We start from the raw sequence: 13,940 nt of genomic DNA on the forward strand, positions 1-13,940 counted from the left end.
GGTGGTGTATCGCTTCCCTTATTTTCTTTTTCTAGTAATAAAATTTATCAGTAAAAAGGTGAAGTCTTATGAGTAAAATCGTCATTTTAGCAGAAAAGCCATCCCAAGCTAAGGCTTATTCAGATGCCTTTACAATAAAAAAGAAAGATAAAACGTTCATCGAATTAAACCCATGCAGCATCTTTCCAAATGGCGCAACGATTACATGGGGTATCGGGCATTTAGTTGAACTGAAACAACCTAAAGAATATAAATCAGAGTGGGGAACGTGGCGCTTGTCTTCTTTACCGATCTTACCTGAACGCTATGAATTCAAGGTCGCAACGGGAAAGTATGAACAGTTTAATGCAGTAAAACGCTTATTTAAAGAAGCGGACATCATCATTAACGGATGTGATGTGGATCGTGAAGGTTCGAACATTTTTTATTCCATCTACCATATGACAGGTGTGAGAGGGAAAACCATCAAACGACTGTGGATTAACTCTCTAGAAGTGGATGAGGTTCGTAAAGGATTTTCTAACCTTCATAATAACGAGAAAGATCTATTGCTTTATGCTGAAGCCAAAACTCGTCAGATCTCGGATTGGCTCGTTGGCATGAACGGAAGTCGGCTTTATACGCTGCTTTTACAGCAAAAAGGATTTGCAGATAGTTTGAGCATCGGTAGGGTGCAGTCGCCAACAACGTACTTGATCTACCAGAGACACCTTGAGATCGAGAATTTCGTTGCGAAACCTTTTTATGAGATTGAAGGAAACTTTGCTGCAGCAAATGGAAAATATCGGGGTAAAGCAAAAATAAAAAGTGAAAAACAAGAAGAGGTCCAACAGCTGTTAGATAAACACAACATTACGGGTAAAGATACGGGAGTCATAAAATCCGTGCTCAAAAAGGAGATGCGAATCAAATCTCCAAAGTTGCACGCGCTCTCTACGTTGCAGGCAACAGCGAACAGAAGATGGAAGTATAGTCCGAAGAAGGTTCTCGATACGGTTCAAAAATTGTATGATAAGAAAATTCTATCGTATCCAAGAACAGACACACAATACATTACAGAGAATGAATTTGCGTACCTATCAGCGAACCTTGAATCTTATCAGAATCTTCTAGAGAACCGTTTTGCAGCAGCTTCTAAACGACCTAGTAAGAGATATGTAGACGGATCAAAGGTTCAGGAACACTATGCGATCATTCCAACAAAACAGGTACCAACTTCTGCGAAGATTCAAGGATTATTGATAGAAGAAAAGAACATTTACTTTGAAGTATTGAATACGACGCTTGCGATGTTTCATCACGATTACGTGTATGAAGAAACAAAAGTAATAACGAGCGTGAATGGACTAGACTTTGAATCAGTAGGAAAAACAGAGATCAACAAAGGATGGAAAGAACTTTTTAACTATGGTTCAAAGGACAAAGAAAACCCAAATGCTAAGAAAGATGAAAACGCAGCACAAGCTCTTCCTATACTTGAAAAAGGTGAGCAAGTGGAGAGTATCGTCAAAATGAAAGAAGGAATGACTACACCACCGAAACCTTATACAGAAGGTCAACTCATCTCGATGATGAAAACGTGTGGTAAGTCGGTCGAGAATGAAGAAGAAATGGAAATTTTGAAAGAAGTAGAAGGTTTAGGTACTGAGGCAACGCGAAGTGGAATCATTGAAACCATTAAAAAGCACCAATACATTGAAGTGAAGAGAAACATTGTACACATAACCGAGAAAGGAAAGATTCTGTGTCAGTCGATAGAAGGCAATCTGCTATCGAGTCCTTCCATGACGGCCAAATGGGAAACCTATTTGAAGAAAATCGGAAACGGAGATGGGACACCTCAAGCTTTTTTGGGAAGTATCGCAAAGTTTCTCAATAAATTGATTGAAGAAGTACCTGGACAATTGAATGCTGCACCTATCCAGCAGAGCATTGATGGAGTGAAGAATGTGAGCAAGAAACCGATTGCTATTTGTCCTCGTTGTAAAAAGGGGAAAATTAGCGTAAGTCGTTCCTACTATCGCTGCTCAGAACAGGAAAATGGCTGCAAACAAACTTTTCCAGGGAAATTACTGGGTAAGACGATTACCGAAAAACAAGTGAAAGATCTGTGTACGAAGGGTAAAACTAGTCTTATTAAAGGTTTTAAACCAAAAGCGAAAGAAAAGAAAAAGTTTAGTGCGATGCTCATTCTAAAGGAAGATTTCACGATAGGTTTTGAGTTTGCTAATCACTCATTCGTGAAAAAATAAAAGGTATGATTTGTATGAGAATATTATAATTTAGTATTAGTGAATTAAAGGGGGTATGAGTAAATAATGGGAACATGGGTGACGATTTTAACGTTTGTTATACTCCTTCTTTCTTTTATCGTTATGTATCTTTCTGTTAAACACAAAAGTAAAAAGAATAATCTACTATTGCTAATCGGTATGTTTGTTGCTGCGTTTCCACTGGCTTATGCGCTTTATGATGATTACAAGAACGAATATATAGGAGCGAATATCGGACTTGGTCTTGCCTTTCTTCTTACATGGGGTATTACAGGTATTATCCTCTTGGTAGCCATGATAAAGCTAATTCGTGCCCGTCGTTCTTGAATGTAGTTTAATGAGCAAATACGAAAAGACTCGTCCTATCTTGGAGAGTCTTTTACTATTTAAAGCCGATTTTTCGTAAATTAAATATTTTTTTGGAAAACAGTTGACATTTCTGGTACTCAGTCATACAATGTAGAGGTAATAAGTAATACTAAATAGTAATCGTGACTTTGACTCTATTTTTTTAAAACGGTACTAAGTCATACTTATTATAGGTCATATGAAATAAAGGAGGCTCCTGTCATCGAAAATTTAACAGAAATGCTTAAAGGTTCACTTGAGGGCTGTGTGTTGGAAATTATCAGCCGTCATGAAACCTATGGCTATGAAATTACACGACGCTTAAACGATCTAGGATTTACAGAAGTGGTGGAGGGTACGGTATACACGATCCTCGTACGGTTAGAAAAAAAGAAATTAGTAGACATCGTCAAGAAGCCATCAGATATGGGACCACCTCGAAAGTTTTACACGCTTAATGAAGCTGGCAGACATGAACTTGAATCATTTTGGCGAAAATGGGATTTCGTATCTTCAAAGATTAATGGATTGAAATCACAATAAGCTCATAAAGTGTTTCGGTGGCATTATGAATGGAAGGGATAAAAAGGAGGAAAGAAATATGTTGGAATGGATTAAAAAGATGATCGGTGATAAGAAAGAATACAAAATGATGATGGCGCGTGTTGAAGCTCTTCCTGAGGATTATCAGTTTGTATTTAAAAAGATTCAAACGTATATGTGGAACTTTTCATCTGGAAACGGGATGGATATGCTACACATCCAGTATGAGTTGATTGATTTGTTTGAAGCAGGAGCAGCTGAAGGGAGACCGGTGCTAGACATTACAGGGGAAGACGTGGCATCTTTCGCAGATGAACTCGTAGCAAACGCCAAAACTTATTTTGCTAAATATCGTGAAGACCTGAACCAAAGTATTAAAAATGAATTAGGAAAAGAGTAACATTTAGGGCTGAATAGAATGTAGAGGTAACTATTCAGTTATTTTTTACACAGTACTAAGTAATACTTATTATCAGTGATACTGAATAGTGGATATCATATTTTATTAGGAGGAAAAACATGAATCAAACAGCGATTTCTATAAAACGCTTGAAAAAGTCTTTCAATGAAAAGGAAGTTTTAAAAGGAGTAGATTTTGAGGTGCAGCGGGGAGAAATCTTCGCATTGTTAGGATCAAATGGGGCGGGAAAGACGACGGTTGTCAACATTCTCTCCACATTGATGAAAGCGGATGATGGGGAAGCTCTGATCTGCGGAATCGATGTCGATCGTCAACCCGATGGAGTTCGTCAGAGTATCAGCTTAACAGGGCAGTTCGCAGCTTTAGATGGAATGCTTACAGGGCGTGAAAACCTCATGATGATCGCTAAATTGAGAGGTGTTCACAACCCAGCTCAAGTCGCAGACAGATTACTCGCTAGATTCAGTTTGACGGAAGCTGCGAACAAACGAGCAGATCAATATTCGGGTGGTATGAAACGAAGGCTGGATATTGCCATGAGTCTTATTGGAACACCAGAAGTGATTTTTCTCGACGAACCAACAACTGGACTTGATCCTGAAGCACGTATTGAAGTTTGGAACACTGTAAAAGAACTTGCGAATGGTGGTACGACCATATTATTGACCACACAATACTTGGAAGAAGCCGAGCAGCTCGCGGACCGTATCGCGATATTACATGGTGGAGTAATCATTAAGACCGGCACGCTGCAAGAACTGAAAGAGATGTTTCCTAAAGCTATAGTGGAGTACGTTGAAAAGCAGCCATCGCTCGAGGATATTTTCCTCAACATCATCGGTAAAAAGGAGAGTGTGTAGATGAAAAGGATAACAGGAACTTTAATAGGGCGTTTAATGCGTAATATCATGCGAAGTCCGGATACGATTATCACGGTGGCTATTACGCCGATTATGATGATGTTATTGTTTGTTTATGTATTCGGCGGTGCCATTGAGACTGGGACAGACAACTATGTGAATTACTTATTACCGGGAATTTTGCTGATGGCGATCGCATCAGGCGTGGCTTATACGTCTGTTCGACTGTTTACAGATGTGAAGAGTGGATTAATGGCTCGTTTTATAACCATGCCAATCAAACGATCATCCGTATTGTGGGCACATGTTTTAACTTCACTTGTTTCAAATGCACTTACGATCTTGATTGTTATTTTAGTCGCCTTGCTGATGGGTTTTCGTTCTAACGCAGGACTTCTAGATTGGCTTTCTGTAGCGGGGATACTTGGTCTATTTACACTAGCGCTTACATGGCTCGCTGTCATACCTGGTTTAACAGCAAGTTCAATGGAAGGAGCTACCGCTTATTCGTACCCGCTCGTATTCCTACCCTTTATCAGTTCAGCATTCGTTCCTACTGAAACAATGCCAAAGATCGTGCGTATCTTTGCGGAAAATCAACCAGTAACATCTATTGTGAACGCGATTCGTGCTCTTTTGTATGAGGGAGCAGTTGGAAATGATATCTGGATTGCGCTTGCTTGGTGTATCGGAATCATGGGGATTGCTTACTTCTTTGCTAGTAAAAAGTTTAAAAGGCAATTGGGGTAAAAAAAGTGAAGGATTAAAAAGAGACAAAGCGAGAGTTGCTCTGTCTCTTTTGTTATTAGTTTTTAAAAGGAAGGTCATCTTCAGAGTAAGATTGATAGCCATCTCCAATGATATAGATGCTTTGGTTATCTGGAGCAGAAACTTTGGTATATAAAACATTCTTCGGAGATAATACTGTGCTGGCTGTACCCGCTTTTATAACATTAGAACTCGATCCTAATGTTGGAGAGTATTGATAATAAGTCGTGTCTGTATCGATTTCAAAGTGAAGGTGCGGCCCCGTTGAATACAAACCTGTATTTCCATAGTTACCTAATCGTGTATCTTTTGTAACACTTTGTCCTTTAGACACAGCAATTGAAGCTAAATGATTATAACGGAACACAAGATCTTTTGTTGCTCCTGTTGAATGGATGTATGCTGCAGGATATTTCACAATGACGGTGTTTCCTAAAACGTTATCGTAACCTGTAGCTAATACTTTCCCAGATCCACTTGCCCAAACCGCTCTGCTGCTGTTAGAAGAAGTTAAATCCCATCCATAATGTTTGAAGCCAAATTTCTGCTGATAGTTAGCGTTCAAATAGCCGGCCGTAATATACGCGTTATTGATTGGTTGAATCAACTTTTGAGCTGCAGACGCAAACGATGGAGCAACGAGCATGAGTGAGAAAACAAACAATGTTGCTAGACTTAGAAACTTTTTCATAATAACTCTCCTCCTCTTAATGTGTTCCAATATAATACAGAAAAGGAAAGGTGTATATAAAATCAATAGACAATGAAGAAAAATGATAATGTCTTACTATAGAGGTAGTTTCGAATGATTCATCTTTAGTAGTTTTAGTATGAATCTATGTAACTACCTAAGTATATTAAAATAGTTAGGCAACTATGATATAAAAGGGGATTTATTTAAACAGACAAGGAAAGAGAGAAGTCTCTGCTATGTTCGTTGGCCAGAGGGGATTATTTTAGAATTGGCAGAAAGAATAGGTAAGATGACTAGTCAAATAGATATAAACCATAAATAGATAAGATATGGTAAAATAAGGGTCTATCATAAGAACGAAGCCAAATAACGAAAGGAAATAATTGGTTGTTAAGTGGTTCCCATCCTGGTGATTATCGCATGGAAACGGATGATAAAGTATTCCATAGGGGACTAAATACTGCTTGCTATATGCGACAGGGGATAGGATGGGTACTGAAAACTTAAATAACTTTGAAAAGACTCGTCATCGACGAGTCTTTTTTTAATCATCTTTCTTTATTATCTTCCAAAACTCTTTAGCAATCGCCTCATATCCTTTTACATTCAAATGGTTATCCTCAGGATTAGGCATATACTTCTCAAATTTAGAATCAATTGCTTGAGCTGTGGCCACGTATCGATTACCGTTTTCAATAGCTCTAGATTCGATCTCATGATTTAAAGAATCTGAAAGAGGAACAAGGAAATTTTGAACTTCATCTGGGTAATAAGAAAAAGGATTGTAATAGCCCATAATATACACTTTGGCATGGGAATTTAGTTCGTCGATCGTTTCAAGAATTACATCTAAATTCGTACTCGCTGTATTAATGCCTTGTTGTACAGTTGATGGATCGGCTAGAAGTCTTTGAAAGAGGTCGTTTGCTCCTATTGTGATTGTAATATGAGTAGCTTCACGGAGCTCTTTACGCACAACAGAGTTGTTTTGAACATCCTGCTTCAGTTGTTCAGAGGTATAACCCGAGATAGCGAAATTATCATAGTCTTTCATTGTGGTATTTTTGCGCTTAAACATATCTTTCAGCATATCTGGATAGCTAACATCATAGTCACCATAAGGCGTCATTCCTGCCGCTATGGAATCACCCAACGCAACATATTCTACGTATTTCTGTTGAGAAGGTTGAGCCCATGCAGCTGGACTGTTTGAGAATAACATTCCGATTGTGATCAAACTTGCTACTCTTATCTTCAAACCCGATCCCTCTTTTCAATGATTTAATGGTTACCCTTTCATTTTAGGAGTAGTTAATGAGGTTTTCCTGTCATTCTGTGCTTTTAATGAACGGGTATGAATTGAGATGATAGGAGGTTTACTGATAACAAGAGCGAAGTATTAGTTTATCGATCTATTCTAGTAGAGTGACAGAGGTGGTTCAGTATGGAGTGGCTAAATCGAATGGAAGAAGCTTTGGACTACATGGAGAGCAAGATGGAAGAACCCTTAAACATCGTAGAAATCGCAAAGATAGCATATTCTTCACCGTTCCATTTTCAAAGAATGTTTTATATGATTACGGGAATGACAGTAGCTGAGTATGTTCGTAAACGCAAGCTGACTTTAGCTGCTCAAGAACTAGCCATCTCTTCTTCAAAAGTAATAAATGTTGCAATGAAATATGGATACAAAACACCAGAATCCTTTTCCAAGGCATTTCGTAAGATTCATGGAATCCCACCATCAGAAGCTCGTCGATCTGGCGTTTCATTAAAAGCATTCCCACGGATATCATTCCAACTGACGATCTCTGGCGATCGTGAACTAGAATACATAATTGATGAAAAAGACTCGTTTATGATTTGTGGTAAAACAACGACGTTAACTTGTGGAAATGAAGGGAGAACACGGCAAGATTTTTGGGGAGAATGTATGCGAGACGGAACCATTGATGAAATCACTCAAGATTCTAATAGTCACACCTTACTGGGTATAACATGTAATTTTGATGAGGAATTCACCTATATGATTGGGAAAAAAAGTGAAGCAGTACAAACAACTGAGCATTGGACTAGGATAGAAATTCCTTCTGCTACTTGGGCAGTATTTTCATGTTACGGAACAATTCCGGAGGCAGTACAAAAAGGGTTTCATCAAGTGTATCATGAATGGTTTCCGGCAACAGATTATCAGCATGCCGGTTTGCCAGAAATCGAAATGTATGCTCAAGATCTCTCAAAACCGAGGGGGAACAGAACGGAAATATGGATCCCAGTCGAGAAAAAGTAAGAACGAGTTCATGGTTTAGTTCTTTGAGTAAAATCATTCACCTTATTATAGATTCTTTCATATGATAATCTTTATCTTTCTATATAATCGTGTCAGGACACTTTGTTCAAAATGAAAATCCGACTAGTAGGCAAAAAAATGAAAAGTTATGTACGTAAAGCCTAACTTCAACTGAAGTTAGGCTATTCATTTTTAGCCAATTCTTTTTTTGTCTTGTGGAGTCTTGCGGATTTTTTTGTCAGCAAATAATCCGTCTAATAGACTTAAGAAATTACGCATAAAAGACACCCCATATCCTTGTAATGCATGATATAGAGAAGTTTTGCTCTCTATATAGTAGATTATGAGTGAAGTACTCTATTTGATTGGACACTATGGAACATAAGGCGTTTGCGTGTTACCTTTCTATAAAATTTTTTAGAAGACTCTAGTAAATATACAAACCATTTCATAGATTCCACATATGATGAATAATAGGGGTGATGAAAATGGTGAAAATCTTTATCGATCCAGGCCATGGAGGAACTGATCCTGGAGGGGTTGCAAATAACCTCACAGAAAAGGCAATTACTTTAAAAATTGGACTTCGTATAAGAGATATTTTACTTGCTGAATATAGCAATGTTTCCGTTTTGATGAGCAGGACGTCAGATGTAACAAAGTCATTAACAGAACGAACCTATGCTGCAAACGCTTGGGGAGCTGATTTTTTCATATCGGTTCACACGAATGCAGGCGGTGGAACAGGATATGAAGATTACATCTATCCAGGTTCTATAGCACCTACAACAACGTATCAAGATCATTTACATGCGGAAATTTTGAAAGTTGTAAATTTCAGTGATCGTGGACAAAAGACAGCAGATTTTCATGTATTGCGTGAATCGAATATGCCTGCTCTATTAACAGAGAATGGTTTCATAGATAATGTAAATGATGCAAATAAGTTGAAAACAACATCATTTATTGAGAGTATTGCGCGAGGACATGTAAATGGGATTGTGAAGAGCTTCAATCTTCCTAAAAAAGCAACTTATCATACAGTGGTGAGTGGAGATACGGTTTATTCTCTTAGCCAACAATACGGAAGCACGGTTCAACAGATCAAAAGCTGGAACAATCTAGATAGTAACTACAGCATATTTCCAGGTCAAATCTTAAGAGTAAAGTAATACCAAGTACACCGCTTTTGAAGTGTACTTGGTATTTTTTTGAACGCTTTATGCCAATTTTATTCCTTTTCGGTAAGCTTCCAAAAATGCGAATGCCAAAAACGTAAAGGCACCCCATAAGATCCATGCTGCACCAAAACTGATCTGATCTGAATTCGTACCATAAACCCAAGTTCCCCAAGTTAGAACAATTCCATCAAAGAATGTAGCTGTTGCAAGACCTAAACCGATTCCAGGAACAATTTGTAGGGGCTTAAGATCTGCACCTTTCACGATAAGTAAAACAGAAAGCCAAGATACTGGTAAAGCAAGAGCGAAAGAAATCAGACTGCCCGTATGGCCAAATAAACCAATGGCATACCCGAATTTAACAGCCATCGCTCCACAAAACCAAAAAACAATTCCAAATGCGATTAAAATTCCTGTTTGTTTCTTACTGAAAAAACGTGGTGATTCTAAACCGCTAACTTCTGCAACTTCACTGTTCTTCATTTATTATATCCCTCCCATTTTCACAAAAATGTAGCACTTGCTACATAATTAAAATGTAGCATATACTACATAAAAAATGCAACGAGGAAAATGTGATGAAAAAAGGCGAATTACGAAAACAAGAGATTCAAGAAAAAATGGCGAAACATATTCTCACAAACGGTCTTCAGTCAGGAAGCTTAAGAAGTTTAGCACAGGCTGCAGGGACCAGTGACAGAATGCTGCTTCATTATTATCAAGACAAAGAAGAGCTAATGACAGAAGTGTTAACCCAGATATCTGATAACCTGATTACTATTCTTGAACAGGCGCGAACAGTTCCGATTCCATTTAATCAATTAGTACCGCATCTTTACCAATTGATCAAAAACCCTGTCGTGAAACCCTACATTCAGCTCTGGCTCGAGTTAATTGCACGAGCTTCCAAAAAAGAAGAGCCTTATTATTCAATTGCAAAACAGATCGGGAATAGTTTTATCCAATACTGTTCTGAACTCATTCAAGCTGACGATGAAGAAAAAGAGAAACTAGCACCTTTAACGTTCATTATAGTAGAAGGAATTGCTATGCTTGATGCGATTGATTTTGAGCCTAATATTAATAAAGCATTAGAAGGATTTTCTGATTTTCAAAAATAGTTGTCCGTGAAGTGAGTGTAATTGATTCCTGTTTAGTGAATGGAGGATTCTTGAGCTTGAATAAATTAGAGAGAATTCGTCAAGAAGAAAAAGAATACCATGATTATTGTTATGATAATTATAAGCTGTTTGAAAAAGGTTCATGGCTTAACAAACCTGTCAGAACAGTGATGGAGATAGTACCTTTATTAAGTAAATTAAAAGATGTTCGAATATTAGATTTAGGCTCTGGTGTGGGGAGAAATAGTATCCCATTAGCTCAAGCATATAAAAGCCAAGGTGTTGCCATTGATTGCGTCGACTTCCTAGACTCCGCACTTGAAAAACTAGAACAATATAGCAAAGAGTTTGAAGTATTGGATCATATCAAGCCTATAAATGCAGACATAAGCACATATGAAATCAAAGAAGATGCATATGATTTTATCGTAGCTGTTTCAAGTCTAGAACATGCTGATTCTGTTGAATCTTTAAGATCGGTTCTTCAACGAATGGAAAGAGGAACTCGTAACGGTGGTGTAAATTGCTTGATTGTAAACTCCGAAGTCACAGAGACTGATCTAGAAACTCAAACACCACTAGAAGCTCTTATTGAAATTAACATGAATACGAATGATATGAGCAAATTGCTTAAGGATTCCTATCCTAACTGGGAAATTTTAAAAGCAGTCATAAATCCGTTAAGTTTTAAAATCGTACGTAATCTAAGACCTGTCCTTCTTACGACTAATGCCATAACCTATGTCGTAATGAAAAAATCTGTTTAAAGCTTGCAGGAAATTTTCCTGCAAGCTTTTATTTTGGAAAAAAGTTATAAGATTCTTGCCTCATGACAAATACAAAAAATCGTATTTTTGCATTTTGTTCTTTTAAATTAGTTCTATTTACTCAATAAATTAACCCAACCCAAATCCCCTTCCTATTTTTAGAAGTTTTTGAGATGATTAATTCAGTCATAAAAAACATTATTTACCAAGTGGTGCAACCTCAAAACAGAATGTAATACTCCGCTTGGAATGAAAGGGAAGGTAAAACAAATGAAAAGCACGGGGATTGTGAGAAAAGTGGATGAGTTAGGAAGAATTGTGATTCCAATTGAATTGCGTCGTATGATGGATTTAGATATTAGAGATGGCATTGAAATCTTTGTAGAAGACGACCGCATTATTTTAAAGAAATACATACCGAATAATTCTTGTGTGATTACAGGAGAAGTTACTGATGACAATACAGCTTATGCTGGAGGGAAGTTTGTGCTCAGTCCAAAAGGAGCAAAAGCACTTTTAGAAGAATTAGAATTGAAGTTTTAAGTGTGGAGGAACACCAGTGACAATGGAAAATGGAAGAACCGTTTATCTCCTATCAGGGCCGGCAGGAGTCGGCAAATCAACAACATCAACGGAACTGGTAAATCGTTTAACTCATAGTGCCTATCTATCAGGCGATGATATCAGTCATATGCACAGAAACGGTAGAGAGAAACCTTGGGAAAGTGAACAGGAGCATGATTTAATATGGAATAACATTCTTCACCTTACAAGAAACTTTGTACGATATGGAAGTGACGTCGTTATCGATTACATCATCTTTCCAAAGGATGCTGAATGGTTAAGAAACCAGCTAAGAGATCCAGGAGTTACGATTAGATACGTAGTTCTTTGGGCAGATAAAGAAACGTTGGTTAAAAGGGACGCCCTGCGAAATGAAGAAGAACGAATGGGCGAAAGATGTTTGATTCTTTTTGATGAGTTCTTACAGTCTGAACTTAATCACAAGCATCTTCTACATACAAGTCTTCTTACTCCTCAAGATATACAGGATGTCGTTCTTGAAATACAGTCAGATAACCGGTTTATTTACATATAAAAAACATGCGGCCAGAAAAGCTGCATGTTAGTTGTGGAAAGTCGTGCGGAAGATCCTTATTTTTTAAATAATTGTACCCAAGCTCCCTCAAAATAACCAACTCCGATAGAGTCGTAGTTAGAGCTTAAAATGTTTTGGCGGTGACCAGGACTGTTCATCCAGTCTGTCATAACAGCTTGTGGTGAAGTTTGTCCTTTTGCAATGTTCTCACCTGCAGCTGTGTAATTGATTCCAAAGCTGCGCATCATGTCAAACGGTGATCCGTAAGTCGGTGAGTTGTGATCAAAATAGTTATTCTGAATCATGTCTTTAGCTTTTGCTAAAGCTACATTGCTGAGTTCAGCATCAAGTGTTAATGGGGCAAGGCCGGCTTTTTGACGCTCTGCATTTACAAGCAGTGAAACTTGTCTAGCAGTAGAACCGACAGAAGGTTGTGCAGGTGCTGCGGATTTAGGTGCTGACTGTTGTTTAGCAACAGAAGCTGGCAGCTCGATCACTTGACCAGGGTAAACCCAGTTGATCTCTTTGATCTGTGGGTTTGCCTGTTGAATTGCCCATAAACTAACATTTGACGCCGAAGCGATTTTGTTAAGTGTCTCTCCAAGTACTACTTTGTGGAGATTTGAAGAGGATGGAATGTATAGTGTTTGACCAGGATAGATGTTATGGCTACTCAACTGATTCATTCCGATTACATTTGATACGCTTACATTTTGGTGCTGTGCGATCTTCCACAGTGTGTCATTTTGTTGAACCGTATATGGTGTTGAAGCATGTGCTGCTGTTGTCATAGCGAGAAAAGCAGCCAATGAAATAGATAATATTTTTAAACGCATAATATCCCCCGTATATCCAATTCCTCCAACGACTTTCCCTATTTAAATGTTCACATAATTTTGACCACGAAACAACTGGTAATGAGAGAAAAATTTTGTAAATAATTGTATAGGAAAGGGTTTTTGTGTCAGGAAGTCGAAGTAGTCGTCTAACAACATTCAGAAAGGGTGGATATTATGAATCTGCACCAAGCAGCAATGGATGGAAATATAACAGTAGTTGAAGAACTTTTGAAAAACGAAGAAACAAACATAAACGGACTCAGTGAAGGGTGGTCGCCTCTTCATCTAGCAGCGCATTTTGGTCATTTGGAGATTGTGAGACTGTTGCTTGATCACGGAGCGGATGTTCAAGTGAAATCCGGTAATAATATGGCTAACACTCCGCTTCATGCAGCGGCAGCAAATATGAAGAATCGACAAGAGATGATGAGTCTTCTTCTTTCGCACGGAGCGGATATTAACGAAAAGCAGAGCGGAGGATGGACCATTCTCCATCAAGCCGCTCAGCATAACGATCCTGAGATGATCGCTTACTTTATCGAAAAAGGAGCAGACCCTTACCTCGCCAAAGAAGATGGAAAAACAGCCCTTGAATTGGCTGAAGATGAAGAAGCGCATGAGGCAGCTGAAATTTTGAGAAACAGTACACTAAATAAAATCTAAAATACAGGACGCGTCCTGTATTTTTCTTTTTCTCATAATTTGTTATTATAGGTAAGGTAGTTTTTTTAAGAAG

Annotated in this window: 17 protein-coding genes; 13 read left to right on the plus strand and 4 right to left on the minus strand. The window is 38.1% G+C overall.

Features of this window, described 5'->3' with window-relative positions; all coding sequences use genetic code 11:
• Positions 1-68 precede the first annotated feature (68 nt).
• The 6 genes from ACFS5O_RS12415 to ACFS5O_RS12440 all read left to right on the plus strand — a co-directional run bounded on the left by ACFS5O_RS12415 (position 69) and on the right by ACFS5O_RS12440 (position 5,195).
• Positions 69-2,252, plus strand: a complete 2,184-nt coding sequence (locus ACFS5O_RS12415) for a type IA DNA topoisomerase (protein ID WP_205726605.1) — start codon at positions 69-71, stop codon at positions 2,250-2,252.
• 66 nt (positions 2,253-2,318) lie between these two features.
• Complete coding sequence (locus ACFS5O_RS12420; RefSeq protein WP_205726604.1) at positions 2,319-2,600, plus strand: hypothetical protein; 282 nt, start codon at positions 2,319-2,321, stop codon at positions 2,598-2,600.
• A gap of 243 nt (positions 2,601-2,843) precedes the next feature.
• Entirely contained in the window at positions 2,844-3,164 is a 321-nt protein-coding gene (locus ACFS5O_RS12425) for a PadR family transcriptional regulator (RefSeq protein ID WP_205727295.1), read from the plus strand.
• 58 nt (positions 3,165-3,222) lie between these two features.
• Positions 3,223-3,564: a DUF1048 domain-containing protein gene (locus ACFS5O_RS12430; RefSeq protein WP_205726603.1), complete on the plus strand. Its 342-nt coding sequence runs from the start codon at positions 3,223-3,225 to the stop codon at positions 3,562-3,564.
• A 119-nt stretch (positions 3,565-3,683) separates the two neighbouring features.
• The gene (locus ACFS5O_RS12435; RefSeq protein ID WP_205726602.1) at positions 3,684-4,445 is read left to right on the plus strand and encodes an ABC transporter ATP-binding protein; all 762 of its coding nucleotides are present in this window, start codon (positions 3,684-3,686) and stop codon (positions 4,443-4,445) included.
• On the plus strand, positions 4,446-5,195 hold the full coding sequence (locus ACFS5O_RS12440) for an ABC transporter permease (protein WP_205726601.1): 750 nt from the start codon (positions 4,446-4,448) through the stop codon (positions 5,193-5,195).
• A 55-nt stretch (positions 5,196-5,250) separates the two neighbouring features.
• Here the strand turns inward: ACFS5O_RS12440 and ACFS5O_RS12445 are convergent, their stop codons facing one another.
• Entirely contained in the window at positions 5,251-5,904 is a 654-nt protein-coding gene (locus ACFS5O_RS12445; RefSeq protein WP_205726600.1) for a M23 family metallopeptidase, read from the minus strand.
• 547 nt (positions 5,905-6,451) lie between these two features.
• Positions 6,452-7,165, minus strand: coding sequence for an SGNH/GDSL hydrolase family protein (locus tag ACFS5O_RS12450; protein WP_205726599.1), 714 nt, complete (start codon positions 7,163-7,165; stop codon positions 6,452-6,454).
• Between the two features lie 186 nt (positions 7,166-7,351).
• Here ACFS5O_RS12450 and ACFS5O_RS12455 point away from each other — a divergent pair, with 186 nt between their 5' ends.
• Entirely contained in the window at positions 7,352-8,197 is an 846-nt protein-coding gene (locus ACFS5O_RS12455) for an AraC family transcriptional regulator (RefSeq protein WP_205726598.1), read from the plus strand.
• A gap of 488 nt (positions 8,198-8,685) precedes the next feature.
• A complete protein-coding gene (locus tag ACFS5O_RS12460) occupies positions 8,686-9,369 on the plus strand; it encodes an N-acetylmuramoyl-L-alanine amidase family protein (protein ID WP_205726597.1) in 684 nt (227 codons plus the stop codon).
• Positions 9,370-9,417: 48 nt separating this feature from the next.
• Here the strand turns inward: ACFS5O_RS12460 and ACFS5O_RS12465 are convergent, their stop codons facing one another.
• Positions 9,418-9,861 carry a hypothetical protein gene (locus ACFS5O_RS12465; protein ID WP_205726596.1) on the minus strand — a complete coding sequence of 148 codons (444 nt, stop codon included), beginning with the start codon at positions 9,859-9,861 and terminating at the stop codon, positions 9,418-9,420.
• A gap of 95 nt (positions 9,862-9,956) precedes the next feature.
• On the opposite strand from ACFS5O_RS12465, the gene ACFS5O_RS12470 reads away from it, so the two are divergent.
• The 4 genes from ACFS5O_RS12470 to ACFS5O_RS12485 all read left to right on the plus strand — a co-directional run bounded on the left by ACFS5O_RS12470 (position 9,957) and on the right by ACFS5O_RS12485 (position 12,365).
• Positions 9,957-10,499, plus strand: a complete 543-nt coding sequence (locus tag ACFS5O_RS12470; RefSeq protein ID WP_205726595.1) for a TetR/AcrR family transcriptional regulator — start codon at positions 9,957-9,959, stop codon at positions 10,497-10,499.
• A gap of 56 nt (positions 10,500-10,555) precedes the next feature.
• Positions 10,556-11,266: a class I SAM-dependent methyltransferase gene (locus ACFS5O_RS12475; protein WP_205727294.1), complete on the plus strand. Its 711-nt coding sequence runs from the start codon at positions 10,556-10,558 to the stop codon at positions 11,264-11,266.
• Positions 11,267-11,536: 270 nt separating this feature from the next.
• Entirely contained in the window at positions 11,537-11,809 is a 273-nt protein-coding gene (locus ACFS5O_RS12480) for an AbrB/MazE/SpoVT family DNA-binding domain-containing protein (RefSeq protein WP_205726594.1), read from the plus strand.
• 22 nt (positions 11,810-11,831) lie between these two features.
• Positions 11,832-12,365: a P-loop nucleotide/nucleoside kinase family protein gene (locus ACFS5O_RS12485; protein WP_318300283.1), complete on the plus strand. Its 534-nt coding sequence runs from the start codon at positions 11,832-11,834 to the stop codon at positions 12,363-12,365.
• 56 nt (positions 12,366-12,421) lie between these two features.
• On the opposite strand, the gene ACFS5O_RS12490 is transcribed toward ACFS5O_RS12485, so the two are convergent.
• Positions 12,422-13,201 (minus strand): LysM peptidoglycan-binding domain-containing protein, encoded by a 780-nt coding sequence (locus ACFS5O_RS12490; RefSeq protein WP_318300231.1) that lies wholly within the window; start codon positions 13,199-13,201, stop codon positions 12,422-12,424.
• Between the two features lie 177 nt (positions 13,202-13,378).
• Here ACFS5O_RS12490 and ACFS5O_RS12495 point away from each other — a divergent pair, with 177 nt between their 5' ends.
• Positions 13,379-13,867 (plus strand): ankyrin repeat domain-containing protein, encoded by a 489-nt coding sequence (locus ACFS5O_RS12495; RefSeq protein WP_205726592.1) that lies wholly within the window; start codon positions 13,379-13,381, stop codon positions 13,865-13,867.
• Positions 13,868-13,940 lie beyond the last annotated feature (73 nt).

The sequence above is a fragment of the Fictibacillus nanhaiensis genome, from assembly GCF_042686385.1.
GTDB lineage: Bacteria > Bacillota > Bacilli > Bacillales > Fictibacillaceae > Fictibacillus > Fictibacillus nanhaiensis.